At 60.3% G+C, this 17178-nt stretch carries 17 protein-coding genes; 4 read left to right on the top strand and 13 right to left on the bottom strand.

Going from position 1 to position 17178, the window contains the following annotated elements; translation table 11 throughout:
• Window positions 1-14: 14 nt before the first annotated feature.
• The 4 genes from thrC to xerD all read right to left on the bottom strand — a co-directional run bounded on the left by thrC (window position 15) and on the right by xerD (window position 4961).
• Window positions 15-1424, bottom strand: coding sequence for a threonine synthase (gene thrC / locus J5M66_RS19765; RefSeq protein WP_024011723.1), 1410 nt, complete (start codon window positions 1422-1424; stop codon window positions 15-17).
• Window positions 1425-1530: 106 nt separating this feature from the next.
• A complete protein-coding gene (locus tag J5M66_RS19760) occupies window positions 1531-2835 on the bottom strand; it encodes a homoserine dehydrogenase (RefSeq protein WP_207809051.1) in 1305 nt (434 codons plus the stop codon).
• Between the two features lie 131 nt (window positions 2836-2966).
• Entirely contained in the window at window positions 2967-3698 is a 732-nt protein-coding gene (gene dsbC / locus J5M66_RS19755) for a bifunctional protein-disulfide isomerase/oxidoreductase DsbC (RefSeq protein ID WP_016771534.1), read from the bottom strand.
• Between the two features lie 366 nt (window positions 3699-4064).
• Complete coding sequence (gene xerD / locus J5M66_RS19750; protein ID WP_071174488.1) at window positions 4065-4961, bottom strand: site-specific tyrosine recombinase XerD; 897 nt, start codon at window positions 4959-4961, stop codon at window positions 4065-4067.
• 108 nt (window positions 4962-5069) lie between these two features.
• Here xerD and J5M66_RS19745 point away from each other — a divergent pair, with 108 nt between their 5' ends.
• On the top strand, window positions 5070-6878 hold the full coding sequence (locus J5M66_RS19745; RefSeq protein ID WP_130899440.1) for a sodium:proton antiporter: 1809 nt from the start codon (window positions 5070-5072) through the stop codon (window positions 6876-6878).
• A 164-nt stretch (window positions 6879-7042) separates the two neighbouring features.
• Here J5M66_RS19745 and rplS read toward each other — a convergent pair whose 3' ends face one another.
• From rplS to ffh, 5 genes are all read right to left on the bottom strand, one after another.
• Complete coding sequence (rplS, locus tag J5M66_RS19740) at window positions 7043-7393, bottom strand: 50S ribosomal protein L19 (protein ID WP_003175895.1); 351 nt, start codon at window positions 7391-7393, stop codon at window positions 7043-7045.
• Window positions 7394-7438: 45 nt separating this feature from the next.
• Complete coding sequence (gene trmD / locus J5M66_RS19735; RefSeq protein ID WP_038860625.1) at window positions 7439-8191, bottom strand: tRNA (guanosine(37)-N1)-methyltransferase TrmD; 753 nt, start codon at window positions 8189-8191, stop codon at window positions 7439-7441.
• Between the two features lie 2 nt (window positions 8192-8193).
• A complete protein-coding gene (gene rimM, locus J5M66_RS19730; RefSeq protein ID WP_016771538.1) occupies window positions 8194-8730 on the bottom strand; it encodes a ribosome maturation factor RimM in 537 nt (178 codons plus the stop codon).
• 5 nt (window positions 8731-8735) lie between these two features.
• Window positions 8736-8987, bottom strand: a complete 252-nt coding sequence (gene rpsP / locus J5M66_RS19725; protein WP_003185073.1) for a 30S ribosomal protein S16 — start codon at window positions 8985-8987, stop codon at window positions 8736-8738.
• Between the two features lie 249 nt (window positions 8988-9236).
• The gene (ffh, locus tag J5M66_RS19720) at window positions 9237-10613 is read right to left on the bottom strand and encodes a signal recognition particle protein (protein ID WP_007967791.1); all 1377 of its coding nucleotides are present in this window, start codon (window positions 10611-10613) and stop codon (window positions 9237-9239) included.
• 210 nt (window positions 10614-10823) lie between these two features.
• On the opposite strand from ffh, the gene ccsA reads away from it, so the two are divergent.
• The 3 genes from ccsA (at window position 10824) to J5M66_RS19705 (ending at window position 14439) form a co-directional block, all read left to right on the top strand.
• Window positions 10824-11636, top strand: coding sequence for a cytochrome c biogenesis protein CcsA (ccsA, locus tag J5M66_RS19715; RefSeq protein ID WP_016771539.1), 813 nt, complete (start codon window positions 10824-10826; stop codon window positions 11634-11636).
• A 12-nt stretch (window positions 11637-11648) separates the two neighbouring features.
• On the top strand, window positions 11649-12890 hold the full coding sequence (locus J5M66_RS19710) for a CNNM domain-containing protein (RefSeq protein ID WP_207809054.1): 1242 nt from the start codon (window positions 11649-11651) through the stop codon (window positions 12888-12890).
• Between the two features lie 232 nt (window positions 12891-13122).
• Window positions 13123-14439, top strand: a complete 1317-nt coding sequence (locus J5M66_RS19705; protein WP_122692785.1) for an MFS transporter — start codon at window positions 13123-13125, stop codon at window positions 14437-14439.
• A 98-nt stretch (window positions 14440-14537) separates the two neighbouring features.
• Here the strand turns inward: J5M66_RS19705 and purT are convergent, their stop codons facing one another.
• From purT to J5M66_RS19685, 4 genes are all read right to left on the bottom strand, one after another.
• Window positions 14538-15719, bottom strand: coding sequence for a formate-dependent phosphoribosylglycinamide formyltransferase (gene purT / locus J5M66_RS19700; protein ID WP_024011715.1), 1182 nt, complete (start codon window positions 15717-15719; stop codon window positions 14538-14540).
• 100 nt (window positions 15720-15819) lie between these two features.
• Complete coding sequence (locus tag J5M66_RS19695) at window positions 15820-16287, bottom strand: VUT family protein (protein ID WP_016771544.1); 468 nt, start codon at window positions 16285-16287, stop codon at window positions 15820-15822.
• A gap of 154 nt (window positions 16288-16441) precedes the next feature.
• The gene (locus J5M66_RS19690) at window positions 16442-16657 is read right to left on the bottom strand and encodes a DUF1289 domain-containing protein (RefSeq protein WP_039759143.1); all 216 of its coding nucleotides are present in this window, start codon (window positions 16655-16657) and stop codon (window positions 16442-16444) included.
• The gene (locus J5M66_RS19685; protein ID WP_207809056.1) at window positions 16654-17178 is read right to left on the bottom strand and encodes a gamma carbonic anhydrase family protein; all 525 of its coding nucleotides are present in this window, start codon (window positions 17176-17178) and stop codon (window positions 16654-16656) included. The genes J5M66_RS19690 and J5M66_RS19685 overlap by 4 nt, the downstream gene beginning before the upstream one ends.

Here is a 17178-nt window from a genome sequence, read left to right as displayed (position 1 = left end):
CAGCTTTTACTGGCTTAGAGCGGCTTGCCGCGGTTGCCATGCTGGCTGACAAAGGCTTGCACGGCTTTCAGGTCGTTTGGCAGAACCGTGCAGCGCTCGTTTCGCTCAAACAAATCAGAAAGATGTGCAGGTAGTTCGAGCGCTTTTCCTACACCCGCTTTCTCCACTGCCTCAGGAAACTTGACCGGATGGGCAGTCCCCAGAATGACCATCGGGATATCCAGGCTGCGACGGCATTCGCGCGCAGCTTTCACACCGATGGCAGTGTGCGGGTCGAGGACTTCACCGGTTTGCTCGTAGACGTCGGCGATGGTTTCGCAGGTCTGCGCATCGTCCACCGCCAGCGAATCGAACAGCTTGCGTGCTTCGGTCCAGCGCTCTTGCTCGACGCTGAAACTGCCGTCCTTTTTGAACGAGTCCATCAGGCCGGCAATCGCCGCACCGTTACGCCCGTGCAGGTCGAACAGCAGGCGCTCGAAGTTCGACGACACCATGATGTCCATCGACGGCGATAGCGTTGCGTGCAGGGTTTCCTTGACGTACTGGTTGCCGCTCATGAAGCGGTGCAGGATGTCGTTGCGGTTGGTCGCGACGATCAACTGGTTGATCGGCAGGCCCATGTTGCGCGCCAGGTAACCGGCGAAGATGTCGCCGAAGTTGCCGGTCGGTACCGAGAACGACACCGAACGCGCCGGACCGCCCAACTGCAGGGACGCATGGAAGTAGTAAACGATCTGGGCCATGATCCGCGCCCAGTTGATCGAGTTCACCGCCACCAGACGCGTGCCTTTGAGGAAGCTCTGGTCGGCGAAGCTGTTCTTGACCATTTCCTGGCAGTCATCGAAGTTGCCTTCGATGGCGATGTTGTGGATGTTCTCGCCGAAGATCGTTGTCATCTGCCGACGCTGCACTTCCGATACGCGCTGATGAGGGTGCAGGATGAAAATGTCGACGTTTTCGCAGTGCTTGCAGCCTTCGATGGCCGCAGAACCGGTATCACCAGAGGTGGCACCGACAATCACCACGCGCTCGCCGCGCTTTTCCAGCACGTAATCGAGCAGGCGACCGAGCAGTTGCAGGGCGAAGTCCTTGAACGCCAGGGTCGGGCCGTGGAACAGCTCAAGCACCCATTCATTACCGTTCAACTGACGCAGTGGCGCCACGGCGCTGTGGGCGAACACGCCGTAGGTTTCTTCGAGAATCTTCTTGAAATCGGCATCCGGAATGCTGCCGGTGACAAACGGGCGCATCACCCGGAAGGCCAGTTCGTGATACGGCAGGCCGGCCCAGGAAGCGATTTCTTCCTGAGTGAAACGTGGCAGGTTTTCCGGGACGTACAGACCGCCATCGGTCGCCAGACCGGCCAGCAGGACCTCTTCGAAATTCAGGGCCGGGGCCTGGCCGCGAGTACTGATATATCGCATTTTTTTCAAACCTTCGGTTTGAGCTGCAAGCTGCAAGCCGCAAGTCGCAAGTAAAAGCCAGACTGCTTCTCTCTTGCCGCTTGCAGCTCGAAGCTTGCCGCTGCTTTTAGTTCAAATGTTCGACACGGATCCGTACAACCGGGCCGTCGACGCCAGCCAGTGCTTCCAGCGCGGTGATCGCATCGTTGATGCGCTGCTCGACCACGCGGTGGGTCAGCAGGATCATCGGCACCAGGCCGTCATGCTCTTCGACTTCCTTCTGCATGATCGATTCGATATTGATGCCGCGCTCCGACAGGATGCTCGCCACCTGCGCCAGAACGCCCGGATGATCCTTGGCGTGAATGCGCAGGTAGTAAGCGCTTTCGCACGCTTCGATCGGCAGGATCGGATGGGCCGACAGCGAGTCCGGCTGGAAGGCCAGGTGCGGCACACGGTTTTCCGGGTCGGAAGTCATCGCGCGAACCACGTCGACCAGATCGGCGATCACCGACGAAGCGGTCGGCTCCATGCCAGCGCCGGCACCGTAGAACAGCGTCGAACCGGCGGCGTCGCCGTTGACCATCACTGCGTTCATCACGCCGTTGACGTTGGCGATCAGGCGATCGGCCGGAATCAGCGTCGGGTGCACGCGCAACTCGATGCCGGCGTCAGTGCTGCGCGCCACGCCGAGGTGCTTGATGCGATAGCCCAGCGCTTCGGCGTAGTTGACGTCGGCGGTGGTCAGTTTGGTGATGCCTTCGGTGTAAGCCTTGTCGAATTGCAGCGGAATGCCGAAGGCAATCGACGCCAGAATGGTCAGCTTGTGCGCGGCATCGATGCCTTCGACGTCGAAGGTCGGGTCGGCTTCGGCGTAACCCAGCGCTTGCGCTTCGGCGAGTACGTCTTCAAACGTACGGCCCTTCTCGCGCATTTCGGTGAGGATGAAGTTGCCGGTACCGTTGATGATCCCGGCAACCCAGTTGATGCGGTTGGCGGACAGGCCTTCGCGGATCGCCTTGATCACCGGAATGCCACCGGCCACCGCCGCTTCGAATGCCACGATCACGCCTTTCTCGCGTGCCTTGGCGAAAATCTCATTACCGTGAACGGCTATCAGCGCCTTGTTCGCGGTGACCACATGCTTGCCATTCTCGATGGCTTTGAGTACCAGCTCGCGGGCAACGGTGTAGCCGCCCATCAGCTCTATGACGATGTCGATCTCAGGGTTCGTGGCCACTTCGAAGACATCGTTGGTAAACGCAATACCGGTCGTCTGGAACTGAGGCTTTGGCGTGCGCGTGGCAATTTGTGCCACTTCGATTCCACGCCCGGCACGACGAGCAATTTCCTCGGCGTTGCGCTGAAGTACGTTGAAGGTACCGCCACCGACGGTCCCTAACCCACAGATGCCTACTTTGACCGGATTCACTGTGAACTCCCCATGAAACGGCCGACACAGGGTCGGCCGGAAAACAACCGCGTGCTCGCGGCTCTCTGTTGATGGCCCGGCGCTGTTGCCGCCGGACCACGATCGTCAACGGTTGCCCGTGACGATGCGAATTACTTCGCGCCCAGCGCCAGTTTGGCGACTTGTGGCGCCGGCTGGTAGCCCGGAATGACCTGGCCGTCGGCCAAAACGATGGCCGGTGTACCGTTCACGCCGATCGACTGACCGAGGGCGAATTGCTTGGAAACCGGGTTATCGCACTTGGCGGCCTTGATTTCCTTGCCATCGACCATTTTGTCCATGGCGGCTTTCTTGTCTTTCGAGCACCACACTGCTTGCAGCTGCTCGTCACCCGGCGAATTCAGGCCCTGGCGCGGGAACGCCACGTAGCGCACTTCGATGCCGCGCTTGTTCAGCTCGGGCACTTCGGCATGCAGTTTGTGGCAGTACGGGCAGGTGGTGTCGGTGAACACGGTGATGTGCGATTTGGTCTCGCCCACGGCCGGGTAGACAACTGTTTCGGCCACCGGGATGGCATTGATCAGTTTGGAAATGCCCAGGCGTTCGGTCTTCTCGGTCAGGTTGACCGGTTTGCCATTCGCGAGCTGATACAGGTTGCCCTGCACGATGTACTGGCCATCGGCGCTGGCGTACAGCACGCGGCTGCCTTTGAGTTTGACTTCGTACATGCCAGGCAACGGGCTGGCACTGATGCTCTCGACCGGAACCTCGAGTTCGAGTTTTTCCAGGCTTTGACGAATGGCTTTGTCAGCCGCGTCGTCAGCGACGGCAAAGGTGCTCACCAACGCAATGGCGGCGGCGGCGAAAATCTGGGTCAGACGCATGAGTACTCCTGAGGGCGGGCCAATGAAACGGTCAGAACGCCCGTGCGAAACACCGGGTCATAACCGTCCATCGTGCAAACCGGCAAAGCCTAACACATAAGGTCACGAGGGCCGAATGCGCCTGTCGCCACACTCTCATGTGCAACTGACACATCTTCATGCTTGTACAACTGACCCACAACCACATGTGGCTGACACACATTATTGTGGCGAGGGGATTTATCCCCGCCGGGTTGCGAAGCAGCCCTGAACCATCCACCGCGATCTTTCAGTCAAAATCGAGCCAGCCGGGTTTGCGACTGCTGCGCAGCCGAACGGGGATAAATCCCCTCGCCACAGGTCAGTGTTTCAACATTATGGGATGTGTCAGCCGCGAGGGTGGTGTTTGGCGTGCAAGTCCTGCAAGCGGGCGCGGGCGACGTGGGTATAGATTTGGGTAGTGGAAAGGTCGCTGTGCCCGAGCAGCATCTGCACCACGCGCAAGTCCGCGCCGTGATTGAGCAGATGCGTGGCGAACGCGTGGCGCAAGGTGTGCGGCGACAGCGACTTGCTGATCCCGGCGACCTTGGCCTGATGCTTGATCCGATGCCAGAACGTCTGCCGGGTCATCTGCTCGCCGCGCTGACTGGGGAACAGCACATCGCTGGGGCGGCCACCGAGCAACTCGCCACGACCATCACGCATATAGCGCTCGACCCACACAATCGCCTCCTCGCCCATCGGCACCAGACGCTCCTTGCTGCCCTTGCCCATCACCCGCAATACGCCCTGGCGCAGGTTGACCTGCTCCAGCGTCAGGCTGATCAGTTCGGTCACGCGCAGGCCACAGGCATACAGCACTTCCAGCATCGCGCGGTCGCGCTGGCCGATGGCTTCGCTCAAATCCGGCGCCTTGAGCAGTGCTTCGACATCGGCTTCCGACAGCGACTTGGGCAACGGCCGCCCCAGTTGCGGCATGTCGACGCGCAACGTCGGGTCGACGCTGATCAGTTTTTCCCGCAACAGATAGCGATAAAAGCCACGCACCCCGGAGAGAAATCTCGCGGTGGAGCGCGGCTTGTAGTTTTGCTCCAGCCGCCACGCCAGATGATCGAGGATCAACTCGCGACCGGCATTGATCAGTTCGAGATTTTTCTCCTGCAACCAGCCGTTGAACAGCGCGAGGTCACTGCGATAGGCGTCGCGGGTGTTGTCGGACAGGCCTTTCTCCAGCCATAAAGCGTCGAGGAATTGATCAATCAGCGGATGGTCGATAGCAGGCATGGGTGCTCGGGGCAGGCAGTTTTTAACACTGCGCGCAAATAGACAGTGAACGACGGGAATGGCCGCTAGTCTTTCATAGCCAGCCAGATCAAGGAACAGGGAGCATCAATGAACGAGCAGCAAATTCTCTTGGCATTTGGCGGGATCGGCGCGGCGGCGCTGGGTTGTCAGTGGCTGGCATGGCGCCTGAAGCTGCCGGCCATTCTGTTTCTGCTGCTGACCGGCATTCTGGCCGGCCCGCTGCTGGGTTGGCTCGACCCGCAGGAAATGTTCGGCCCGCTGCTGATGCCACTGGTGTCGCTGGCAGTGGCGCTGATTCTGTTCGAAGGCAGCCTGACCCTGCACCTGTCGGAATGGAAAGAGATCGGCAGCGTCGTTCATCGACTGGTGACCCTCGGTGCGATTTCGACCTGGATCGTCATCGCGGTAGCCACGCATTTCCTGCTGGGCTTCGACTGGATGCTGGCGATTCTGTTTGGCAGCCTGACGCTGGTCACCGGTCCGACCGTGATCGTGCCGATGCTGCGGGTGGTGCGGCCGAAGGCCTCGATCGCCAACATCCTGCGCTGGGAAGGCATCGTCATCGATCCGATCGGCGCTCTGCTCGCGGTCGTGGTGTACAGCTTCATCATCGCCAGCGCTGAAGGCCATGGCCTCAAGCAAAGCCTCTTCACCTTCGGCGGGGTGATTCTCTGCGGCACCGTGTTTGGTGTCGTCGGGGGTTGGCTGCTGGGGACGGTGATCCGGCGTCAGTGGCTGCCGGAATACCTGCACAATCTGGCCTCGCTGGCAGCGGTGCTGGCGATCTTCATCGGTGCCAACCAGGTGATGCATGAGTCCGGCCTGCTGGCGGTGACGCTGATGGGCATGTGGCTGGCCAACATGAAAGGCGTGGACGTGCGGCACATCCTGCACTTCAAGGAAAACCTCAGTGTATTGCTGATTTCCGGACTGTTCATCCTGCTCGCGGCGCGCCTGGACCTGAACGCTTTGCTTGGTCTGGGGCCGCTGGTGTTGATTCTGCTGTTGGTGATCCAGCTGATCGCCCGTCCGTTGAATGTTTTGCTCAGCACCGCCGGTTCCAGTCTGAGCTGGCGCGAAAGGGCGTTGCTGTGCTGGATCGCGCCGCGCGGGATCGTCGCTGCGGCTGTCTCGGCGATTTTCGCAATTCGCCTGGATGAATCCGGACATGAAGGCGCCCTGCTCCTGGTGCCGCTGACCTTTGCGGTAATCATCGGCACCGTGGTTTTGCAAAGCGCAACGGCGCGACCGCTGGCACGGCTGTTAAAGGTCGCTGAACCGGCGCCAAGCGGTTTTCTGATCGTTGGTGCCAATGGCCCGGCCCGTGAATTGGGCAAGTCGCTGCAACAGCTGGGCAGCCGCGTGCTGCTGACCGATTCGAGCTGGGAGAATATCCGCGCGGCACGCATGGAAGGCTTGCCGACCTATTTCGGCAACCCGGCGTCGCAGCATGCCGACGCGCATCTGGATCTGGTGGGGCTGGGGCATTTGCTGGCGCTGTCACCGTCGGGCGAGCTGAACACATTGGCGGCGATGCGCTTTCGTCATGACTTCGGTCATCAGCGCCTGTTCGGTCTGGCCAGCGGCCATGAAAGCCGCCGCAGCGATAAACATCGGGCGAGCCTGGAACACCGGGGCAATCAGTTGGGCAGTGAGGCACTGACCTATTCGAAACTGGCCGGCCAGATGGGCCAGGGAGCGGAGCTTTACAGCACGACATTGACGGACGGCTTCGGCTGGGAGGATTACCAAGCGCTGCACGGCAATCGCGCGACGCTGCTGTTCATGCGTGATGACAGCGGCTGGGTGCATGTGGTGACACCGGAAACGGCGTTGAAACCGGGGGCTGGGTGGACGTTGCTGGCGTTGATTCAACCGCAAGGTTCCAGCGCCTGATGGATCGATTCGCGAGCAGGCCCCACATTCGGACTTCGGTGGGAGCGAGCCTGCTCGCGAAGGCCGCGACTCGGTCACAGATAGACTGAAGATCCTTGCAGCACAAATCCCGGGCAACAAAAAAGCAGCCCGTAGGCTGCTTTTTTCTGCATCGGAAGCTGGGCTTAAGCCAGTTTTTCCTTGATGCGTGCTGCTTTACCCGACAGGTCGCGCAGGTAGTACAGCTTGGCTTTACGTACGTCACCGCGACGTTTAACAGCCATGCTGTCGATCTGCGGGGAGTAGGTCTGGAAAGTACGTTCTACGCCAACACCGTTGGAGATTTTACGAACGGTGAACGCACTGTTCACGCCGCGGTTACGCTTGGCGATTACAACGCCTTCGAACGCTTGCAGACGGGAACGATCGCCTTCCTTCACTTTCACCTGAACGACAATAGTGTCGCCTGGGGCGAAGGTAGGGATTTCTTTGGTCATCTGCTCTGCTTCGAGTGCAAGGATGATTTTGTTGGTCATGCTGTGCTCCTAAGGTAAATCGTTCGATCTACCATCGATACGTTGTTAACTATCGTCCCGCTCGCGGATGTATTCCTCGAGCAGCTTCTTCTCTTCTCCAGAAAGCGAGCGGCTTTCCAGAAGATCGGCGCGTCGTTCATAGGTCCGACCAAGGGACTGCTGTAAACGCCAACGCCGGATATGCGCGTGATTGCCACTCAGCAACACGTCGGGAACACGCTGATCCGCATACACCTCCGGTCGGGTGTAGTGCGGGCAATCCAGCAGACCATCCGTAAAGGAATCTTCCTCAGCGGAATCCGCATGCCCTAAAGCTCCAGGCAGCAGTCGTGTAACCGCATCGATCAGGACCATGGCCGGCAGCTCGCCGCCAGACAGTACATAGTCGCCAATCGACCACTCTTCATCGACATGAGCCTCAATAAAGCGCTCGTCAATGCCTTCGTAGCGGCCGGCAATCAGGATCAATGCATCCGATTGTGCCAGCTCGCGTACCGCCGACTGAGTCAGTTGACGGCCTTGGGGGGACAGGTAAATCACCTTCGCCGCCTCCCCGGCTGCTGCCTTGGCCTGAGCCAGCGCATCTTCCAGGGGCTTGATCTTCATCACCATGCCCGGACCACCGCCAAACGGGCGATCGTCCACAGTGTGATGCCGATCCGTCGTGTAATCTCGCGGATTCCAACAGGTCAGCTGCAAGAGCCCCTGTTTGACCGCACGACTGGTGATGCCGTAATCGCCAATGGCGGAAAACATCTCGGGAAACAAACTGATCACTTCTACGCGCAAGTTAGCCACGTTCAGAAGTCCGCGTCCCAATCCACCTTCATCTCGCCCGCTTCCAGGTCGACGGCCAACACGCATTGCTCCGTATAGGGCAACAGGCGTTCGCGATCATCCAGGCTGCCAGCGCAAGGCTTGACGACCATTACATCATTGGCGCCGGTTTCCAGAAGATGATCGATTTTCCCGAGCAGTTGCCCAAGGGTGTCGATGACCTTCAGACCTTCCAGCTGGTACCAGTAGTACTCGCCTTCGGTCAATTCAGCGAACAGGTTGCGCGGCACGCAGATCTCATAACCGGCCAGAAGACGAGCTTCTTCACGATCATCGAGACCCTTGAGCTTGGCGACCAGGAACTTATCGCTCCCGCGTCCACTGACCAGCTCGACCTGTTTGACATTGCCTTCGCGCTTGAGCGTCCAGGTTTTGTACTGCAACAGGTTTTCAGTCGGATCAGTAAAGGAATAAACCTTCACTTCGCCGCGAACGCCATGAACAGAATAAATTTTGCCAATAACGATCAAATCATCGGCAGGGGCTGGCGTCGCGTTCATATTGCTCAGGCCGCAGCCTTGGCAGATTCCTTCAACAACTGAGCAACGCGCTCAGAAGGTTGTGCACCAACGCTCAGCCAGTAGGCAACGCGCTCTTGGTTCACGGACAGACGGATTTCCTGACCACGGGCAACAGGGTTGAAGAAACCAACCTGTTCTTTGTGGGAGCCGTCACGCGGGTTACGCGAGTCGGTTACGGTCAGGTGGTAAAACGGGCGCTTTTTGGAGCCGCCAAGGGCAAGACGGATTGTTAGCATGTGAACATCGTTCCTGTAGTCGGTGCTGCAAATCTAAATGCACAGCGGGCATGGGTGCCCGAAAGGCCGCATATTCTAAGGAATATCCGGACTTTTGCAAATGACTTTTTCCGGCGCCCATGGCATGCCGTGCAGATTTGCATAGAGAGCCGTCGATAAAAACGGCCAGTCAGCTCCCGCCGAGTGCGGGTTTGCTGTTGATCCTGCGTCCTTGCAGGGTCTGCGCCGGTGCGACGACCGGCGAAGTCTTTACATTTTCGGCATGCCGCCGCCGGGCAACATACCGCCCATGCCGCGCATCATTTTTGCCATACCGCCCTTGGCGGTGAATTTCTTCATCATCTTCTGCATCTGCTTGTGCTGCTTGATCAAGCGGCCGATGTCCTGCACCTGCGTGCCGGAACCCATGGCGATCCGGCGCTTGCGCGAACCGCTGATCAGCTCAGGGTCGCGGCGCTCGGCCGGGGTCATGGAATTGATGATGGCTTCCATCTGCTTGAACTGCTTCTCTGCGGCGTTCTGGGCATTGCCCATCTGCGACAGGTTGACGCCGCCGATGCTCGGCAGTTTGTCCATGAGCCCGCCGAGGCCGCCCATGTTCTTCATCTGTTGCAGCTGATCGCGGAAGTCTTCGAGGTCGAAGCCCTTGCCCTTTTTCAGCTTCTTGGCCAGTTTGTCGGCCTTGTCCTTGTCCAGCGTCGCTTCGGCCTGCTCGATCAGGCTGAGCACGTCGCCCATGCCGAGGATCCGCGAGGCGATACGCTCAGGATGGAACGGATCGAGCGCTTCGCTCTTCTCGCCCATACCGATGAACTTGATCGGCTTGCCGGTGATGGCGCGCACCGACAGCGCGGCACCGCCACGGGCGTCGCCGTCGACTTTGGTCAGGATCACACCGGTCAGCGGCAGCGCATCGCCGAACGCCTTGGCCGTGTTGGCGGCGTCCTGACCGGTCATGGCGTCGACCACGAACAGGGTTTCGACCGGGTTGATCGCGGCGTGCAGCGCCTTGATCTCGCCCATCATCTCTTCGTCGATGTGCAGACGACCGGCGGTATCGACGATGACCACGTCGATGAATTTCAGTTTTGCTTCTTTAATAGCCGCATTGGCGATGTCGACCGGCTTCTGGCTCAGGTCGGACGGGAAGAACGTCACGCCGATGTCGTTGGCCAGGGTTTCCAACTGCTTGATCGCGGCCGGACGGTAAATGTCCGCAGACACGACCATGACCGACTTCTTCTTGCGCTCTTTAAGAAAGCGCGCCAGTTTGCCGGCGGTGGTGGTTTTACCCGCGCCCTGCAGACCGGCCATCAGAATCACGGCTGGCGGAACGGCACTCAGGTTGAGGTCTTCGTTGGCCGCACCCATCAGGCTTTCGAGTTCGGCCTGGACGATCTTCACGAATGCCTGGCCCGGCGTCAGGCTGCGCGACACCTCGGTGCCGACAGCGCGCTCCTTGACCGAATTGACGAAGTCTTTGACCACCGGCAATGCGACGTCAGCTTCGAGCAACGCCATGCGCACTTCACGCAGGGTGTCTTTGATATTGTCCTCGGTCAGCTTCGCCTTGCCGGTGACATGGCGCAGCGTCTGCGAGAGACGGTCGGTTAAGTTTTCAAACATTGCGCGATCCTTTCAGGCCCTGTACGAACCGGGATAATGGCGGCCCAGACCGGAATCAACATGTGCTCGGCGAGCCTGCGGCGTGGGCAGGTTGCGGATTATAGCGAAGACTGCGGCCGGCGGACACCTCGCCGTCAGCTTGCGGAGTCTTTCGTGCCGTGGCGGTTCTATGCCAAACTCAGCGCCTTTCGGGCTCGCCTAACAGGATTTATGCTCCCCTTGTCACCCAGTTTGCTGACCACCCTCGCCGCCGCCCTGCTCTATGCCGCTGCGACCGTCTATCAAAGCACCCGCCTGGCCACCGGCGCCAAGGCGAACAAGCGCCTGCTGGTCAGCCTCGGCGTCTTCGCCGTGCTCGCCCACGGCGCCAGCCTGCTTACACATCTATTGACCCCGATCGGCCTTGGCCTGGACTTTTTCAGTGCGTCCAGTCTGATCGCTGCGGCGGTAATCGCCCTGACCCTGCTCGCCTGTTCGCGGATCCCGGTGGAAAACCTGCTGGTGCTGCTGTTCCCGCTGGGCGCGATCACGGTATTGCTGGCGCAGTTCGCGCCGACCGGCACGGTGCAGATCATCGATGAAGAGCCGGGCATCCTCGCGCACATTCTATTGTCGATCCTCGCCTACGGCATGTTCACCATCGCCGTGTTCCAGGCGTTGCTGCTGCTGGTTCAGGACCATCAGCTCAAGCACAAGCACCCGTCCGGGCTGATCAAGAACTTCCCGCCCCTGCAAACCATGGAAAGCCTGCTGTTCGGCTTTCTCTGGGCCGGCTGGACGCTGCTGTCGCTATCGCTGATTTCCGGCTGGCTGTTCGTCGAGAACCTGTTCGCTCAGCATCTGGTGCACAAGACCCTGCTGGCCTGCCTGGCATGGATCGTCTTCAGCGTGCTGTTGTGGGGCCGCAACCGTCTGGGCTGGCGCGGCCACAAGGCGATTCGCTGGACCCTCGCCGGTTTCTGCCTGCTGATGCTGGCGTACTTCGGCAGCAAACTGGTTCGTGAATACATTCTGCACATCTGACGGGCGGCATAAATGGACGGTTTGCCCATAGGGCCGATGCTCGCGGTATTTGTCCTGCTGATTTTATGGTCAGGGCTGTTTACCGCCGTCGAAATCGCGCAGCAGCACCTGCTTGCGCAACGTATCGCCTCGCGCGCCAGCGATAAACCGCTGGCGAAGCTGAGCTTCCCGCTCGACAGCCTGATCCTCTGCAACACCCTGTGCCGCGCCCTCGCAGTGATCATCGCGACCCTGCTGGCGATTTTTCTCTGCGAAGAAAACGGCCCGTGGGCGGCCTGCCTGGGCGCCGGTGGCATCCTGCTGGTGTTCGCCGATTATTTCCCGCGCACTGTGGCCCGGCGCTATCCGGATGCCGTGCTGGCGTTCGGCAATGCCCTGCTGACCGTGCCGATGAAAATCGTCTACCCGTTCGCGTGGCTGTTCAGCCGGGTCAGCGCTTTGTTGATAACCCCGTTCACGCGCAAGGCGCAGGTCGTGCAACAGAGCGAGGACGAGTTGCCGACCGATCACGATGAGGATCACGAGCATCCGGTCCGCAGCCATCCGGTATCGGGCATTCATGCGCTGGACAACATCACGGTCAACGACATTCTGGTGCCGCGCAGTGATGTCGACGGCATCAACCTCGACGATTCGATCGAAGAGATCATCGAGCAACTGCGCGAGAACAAGCGCACGCGTCTGCCGGTGTTTCACAGCGACATCAATCAGGTCGAAGCGGTGCTCAACACCCGCCAGATCGGCCATTTGCTGAGCAACGGCGGATTGACCCGCGAGGCACTGCTGGCCGCCAGCTACGAGCCCTACTTCGTCCCGGAAAGCACGCCGCTGCAACTGCAACTGCTGAATTTCCACAAGCAGCAACGCCGCCTCGGCATGGTCGTGGACGAGTACGGGGAAGTGCTGGGCATCGTCACGCTTGAAGACATTCTCGAAGAGATCGTCGGCGAATTCGAAAGCGAGCACAGCCTCGACAACCCGCACATCCATCCACAGGCCGACGGGCGTATGGTGATCGATGGCGCCGCATCGATCCGCGACCTGAACAAGTGCCTGGGCTGGCACCTGCCGAGCGACGGGCCGAAGACGCTCAACGGCCTGGTCACCGAAGCGCTGGAAACCATTCCGGAAAGCGCGGTGTGCCTGAAGATCGGGCGTTATCGACTGGAAATCCTCGAGACCGAGGAGAACCGGGTGAGCAAGGTGTTGATCTGGCTGACCTCATCGGTGCCTGCTCTGGTGCCTGCTCGATAAAGCTGCATTGTTTGCGCTTGTTTGATCGTTAGCCCCCTTCCTATAATCGAGGCGCTTACCCAAGCGCCGTCGATCCCTGTGCCTACCCGGCACTGCCCGGATCCTGACTGTTTCCGCTGCAAACCGACGACTGTTCCTACTCGAAACAGCGCTCGCGCCCTACCCCACATCCCTGGGTGTTCGACCATAATAATTCGCTCCACTGGAGCTCATGACTGTCAGGGATCACCGCATGACGACCCAAACCGCTTACAGCGAAACCGCGCCTGCCCAGCCGACCAATTCCGCCACCCGCGTGGCCACGGCAAGCTTTATCGGCACCGCCATCGAGTTCTACGACTTCTACGTTTATGCCACCGCTGCGGCGCTGGTGATCGGGCCGGTGTTCTTTCCGCAGACCTCCGGCACGGCGCAGATGCTTTCGGCGTTTCTCACTTTCGGCATTGCCTTCCTCGCCCGACCACTGGGTTCGGCACTGTTTGGCCACTTTGGCGACCGCATCGGGCGCAAGTCGACGCTGGTCGCCTCGCTGCTGTTGATGGGCGTGTGCACCACCTTGATTGGCGTGTTGCCGGGCTACGACAGCATTGGTGCCTGGGCGCCGATTCTCCTGTGCGTGCTGCGTTTCGGTCAGGGCCTGGGCCTTGGCGGCGAATGGGGCGGCGCAGCGCTGCTGGCCACGGAAAACGCGCCGAAGGGCAAACGCGCCTGGTTCGGCATGTTTCCGCAGCTCGGGCCATCGATTGGTTTTCTTGCGGCCAACGGCCTGTTCCTGACCTTGGCCATGACCTTGGATGACGAACAGTTCCGCAGTTGGGGCTGGCGTATTCCGTTTCTGCTCAGTGCGGCGCTGGTGATGGTCGGCCTGTATGTGCGCCTGAAATTGCATGAAACGCCAGTGTTCGCCAATGCGATCGCCCGTCAGGAGCGAGTCAAGGTGCCGCTGGTCGAGTTGTTCAGCCAATACTGGGCGCCGACCCTGCTCGGGGCGGCGGCGATGGTGGTCTGCTATGCACTGTTCTATATCTCGACGGTGTTTTCCCTGAGCTATGGCGTATCGACGCTGGGTTACAGCCGCGAGACTTTCCTTGGCCTGCTGTGCTTTGCCGTGTTGTTCATGGCCGCCGCGACGCCTTTGTCGGCCTGGGCCAGCGACCGTTACGGGCGCAAACCGGTGCTGATCATCGGTGGCGTGCTGGCGATTCTGTCCGGATTTCTCATGGAGCCATTGCTGACGCAGGGCTCGACCTGGGGCGTGGCGCTGTTTCTGTGCATCGAGTTGTTTTTGATGGGCGTGACATTCGCACCGATGGGCGCGCTGTTGCCTGAGCTGTTTCCGACCCACGTGCGTTATACCGGCGCTTCAGCGGCGTACAACCTGGGCGGCATCGTCGGGGCCTCGGCGGCGCCGTTCTTTGCGCAGAAACTGGTGGCGATGGGTGGGTTGAGTTATGTCGGCGGGTATGTGTCGGCGGCGGCGGTGTTGAGTCTGATTGCGGTCTTGTGCTTGAAGGAGACGCGCAATAACGATCTGAATCAGGTTGCCTGACAGAAGATCAAAAGCTTCGCGAGCAGGCTCGCTCCCACAGGGAAATGCATTCCAAATGTGGGAGCGAGCCTGCTCGCGAATAGCTGCCGCGACCCGGTTTACAGCTCGACAACAACCGCCTGCGACGCACGGGTCGCTTTGGCGCGTGCGGCCTCGATCGACTCATCACGGGCCAGCGCCACGCCCATGCGGCGCTGACCGTTCACTTCCGGCTTGCCGAACAGACGCAGCGCGGTGTCCGGCTCGCTCAACGCAGCGCCCAGATTGGCGAATGCAGTCTGGGTCGACTGGCCTTCCACCAGAATCACGGCCGACGCCGACGGACCGAACTGACGGATCAGCGGTACCGGCAGGCCAAGAATGGCGCGGGCATGCAGAGCGAACTGCGACAGATCCTGAGAGATCAGCGTCACCAGCCCGGTGTCATGCGGCCGTGGCGAGACTTCGCTGAACCACACCTGATCGCCTTTGATGAACAGCTCGACGCCGAACAGACCACGGCCACCCAGCGCTTCAGTGACTGCTTTGGCAACGCGCTCGGATTCAGCCAGAGCAATCGGGCTCATGGCCTGCGGCTGCCAGGATTCCTGATAGTCGCCCTTCTCCTGACGGTGACCGACCGGTGCGCAGAACGTGGTGCCGCCAATGTGGCGCACGGTCAGCAGGGTGATTTCGTAGTCAAAGTCGATGAAGCCTTCGATGATCACCCGACCTTTGCCGGCGCGTCCGCCCTCCTGCGCGTAATCCCAGGCTTTCTGTACGTCATCGGCGCTGCGCAGCAGGCTCTGGCCCTTGCCCGACGAACTCATCACTGGCTTGACCACGCAAGGGAAACCCAGGTCCTGAACGGCTTTGCTGTAGTCCTCGAAGGTGTCGGCGAAGTGGTACGGCGAGGTCGGCAGGTCCAGCTCTTCGGCAGCCAGACGACGGATGCCTTCGCGGTTCATGGTCAGCTGTGCCGCACGCGCGGTCGGGATCACAGTGAAGCCTTCGGCTTCCAGCTCGACCAGCGTGGCGGTAGCGATGGCTTCGATTTCCGGCACGATGAAGTGCGGCTTCTCGGCTTCGATCACTGCACGCAGAGCAGCGCCGTCGAGCATGTTGATCACGTGGCTGCGATGGGCGACTTGCATGGCCGGCGCGTTGGCGTAGCGGTCGACGGCAATCACTTCAACGCCCAGGCGCTGCAGTTCGATTACCACTTCCTTGCCCAACTCACCACAGCCACACAGCAATACGCGGGTCGCGGTTGGCGACAATGGAGTTCCGATACGGGTCATCTCAGGTCCTCAAAGGAAGCGGATCATCGAGGAAAGCCACGCAGGTGCGCTTTCCATGGGGAGAAAGCGCGGCATTTTACATGAACCCGAGGGTTTGGCTTCAGCTGGCGACAGCCTGTTTGCGATCACGCCAGGCCATGATCAGCCAGACCGCGGTGACGCCGGCAAACTTGGAGGCCAGCGCGGTGATGATCACCGGCGGCGTCAAGGCGTCGATCATGCCGAAGAAGATGAAGGTATCCAGTGGAATGCTCAGCGCCGAACTGATCCACAGTCGATCACGCAACGGCCGCTTGGTAATGCTGAACACCAGCCAGTCGATGCACTCGGAGACCGCGAACGCCGTGGCGCTGGCCAGCGCGATGGAAGGGTCGGACGTGATGTAGGAGAGCACCAGCGCCGCCAGCATCGCCACGATCGCGCCATGACCGAAGCGCGTTTGCACCATGTCGCGCAGCACGAACACCAGGCCGCCCCAGGCCGACCAGATGATGTCCAGGTGCGGTGCGGTGGAAAAGGCGAAGTTGATCAGCACGACGCTGCTGATGTAGGCGATGAGGAAGATCATGGGGGCGGCCTGTAAATGTGGCGCACAGGTTACTTGAGCGCTGGTATTGCGCCAATAGGTGCGGTGACAGCACCGACGTCTTCGCGAGCAAGCTCGCTCCCACAGTGGAACGCATTTTCAAGGTGGGAGCGAGCCTGCTCGCGAAAGCGGTGGTTCAGACGCCTGACTTCGCGGGAATCATCCAGACCAATCCACTCGCCTTCGCCCGTTCATGACACAACCCCAGCACGACGCGGCGCTCGTCATTGTTCATGCGGCCCCAGCGGGTGATCTCCGCGACCGTGCGCTGGCACCCGGTGCAAACATCATCTTCGTCCAGCGCGCAGATATTCACGCAGGGCGAGGCGACTGGTCGTTCAACAGTCGTCATTGTTCCTGCTCGACCAGATCGCGGGCGTACCGCTGCGAGTTATGCACATAGTGCGCGGCGCTGGCTTCGAGCATCTGCTTCTGCGCCTCGGTCAGTTCACGCACAACCTTGCCCGGCGAGCCCATCACCAGCGAACCGTCGGGAATTTCCTTGCCTTCGCCGATCAGCGAATTGGCGCCGATGATGCAGTTCTTGCCGATCTTCGCGCCGTTGAGAATCACCGCGTTGATACCGATCAGGCTGTAATCGCCGACCGTGCAGCCGTGGAGCATGGCGTTGTGGCCGATGGTCACGCCGGTACCGATGGTCAGTGGATAGCCCATGTCGGTATGCATCACCGTACCGTCCTGCACATTGCTGTTCTTGCCGATGAGGATCAGTTCGTTGTCGCCGCGCAACACAGCGTTGAACCAGACGTTGGCGCCCTCTTCCAGGCGAACCTTGCCCACCAGCACGGCATTGGGCGCGACCCAGCTCTGTGGATGGGTTTCGACACGGGCGTCGCCCAGGCGGTATTTCAT

Source organism: Pseudomonas sp. 67(2021), from assembly GCF_017491835.1.
Taxonomy (GTDB): domain Bacteria; phylum Pseudomonadota; class Gammaproteobacteria; order Pseudomonadales; family Pseudomonadaceae; genus Aquipseudomonas; species Aquipseudomonas atacamensis.
Note: the sequence above shows the minus strand (reverse complement) of the source record. Positions and strands in the feature narration are given on the sequence as shown.

Excerpts from the sequence above, each read along its gene's own strand:
- thrC (WP_024011723.1), bottom strand. The coding sequence starts at position 1,424 with ATGCGATATATCAGTACTCGCGGCCAGGCCCCGGCCCTGAATTTCGAA.
- dsbC (WP_016771534.1), bottom strand. The coding sequence starts at position 3,698 with ATGCGTCTGACCCAGATTTTCGCCGCCGCCGCCATTGCGTTGGTGAGC.
- xerD (WP_071174488.1), bottom strand. The coding sequence starts at position 4,961 with ATGCCTGCTATCGACCATCCGCTGATTGATCAATTCCTCGACGCTTTA.
- J5M66_RS19745 (WP_130899440.1), top strand. The coding sequence starts at position 5,070 with ATGAACGAGCAGCAAATTCTCTTGGCATTTGGCGGGATCGGCGCGGCG.
- rplS (WP_003175895.1), bottom strand. The coding sequence starts at position 7,393 with ATGACCAACAAAATCATCCTTGCACTCGAAGCAGAGCAGATGACCAAA.
- rimM (WP_016771538.1), bottom strand. The coding sequence starts at position 8,730 with ATGAACGCGACGCCAGCCCCTGCCGATGATTTGATCGTTATTGGCAAA.
- rpsP (WP_003185073.1), bottom strand. The coding sequence starts at position 8,987 with ATGCTAACAATCCGTCTTGCCCTTGGCGGCTCCAAAAAGCGCCCGTTT.
- ffh (WP_007967791.1), bottom strand. The coding sequence starts at position 10,613 with ATGTTTGAAAACTTAACCGACCGTCTCTCGCAGACGCTGCGCCATGTC.
- ccsA (WP_016771539.1), top strand. The coding sequence starts at position 10,824 with ATGCTCCCCTTGTCACCCAGTTTGCTGACCACCCTCGCCGCCGCCCTG.
- J5M66_RS19710 (WP_207809054.1), top strand. The coding sequence starts at position 11,649 with ATGGACGGTTTGCCCATAGGGCCGATGCTCGCGGTATTTGTCCTGCTG.
- J5M66_RS19705 (WP_122692785.1), top strand. The coding sequence starts at position 13,123 with ATGACGACCCAAACCGCTTACAGCGAAACCGCGCCTGCCCAGCCGACC.
- purT (WP_024011715.1), bottom strand. The coding sequence starts at position 15,719 with ATGACCCGTATCGGAACTCCATTGTCGCCAACCGCGACCCGCGTATTG.
- J5M66_RS19695 (WP_016771544.1), bottom strand. The coding sequence starts at position 16,287 with ATGATCTTCCTCATCGCCTACATCAGCAGCGTCGTGCTGATCAACTTC.
- J5M66_RS19690 (WP_039759143.1), bottom strand. The coding sequence starts at position 16,657 with ATGACGACTGTTGAACGACCAGTCGCCTCGCCCTGCGTGAATATCTGC.
- J5M66_RS19685 (WP_207809056.1), bottom strand. The coding sequence starts at position 17,178 with ATGAAATACCGCCTGGGCGACGCCCGTGTCGAAACCCATCCACAGAGC.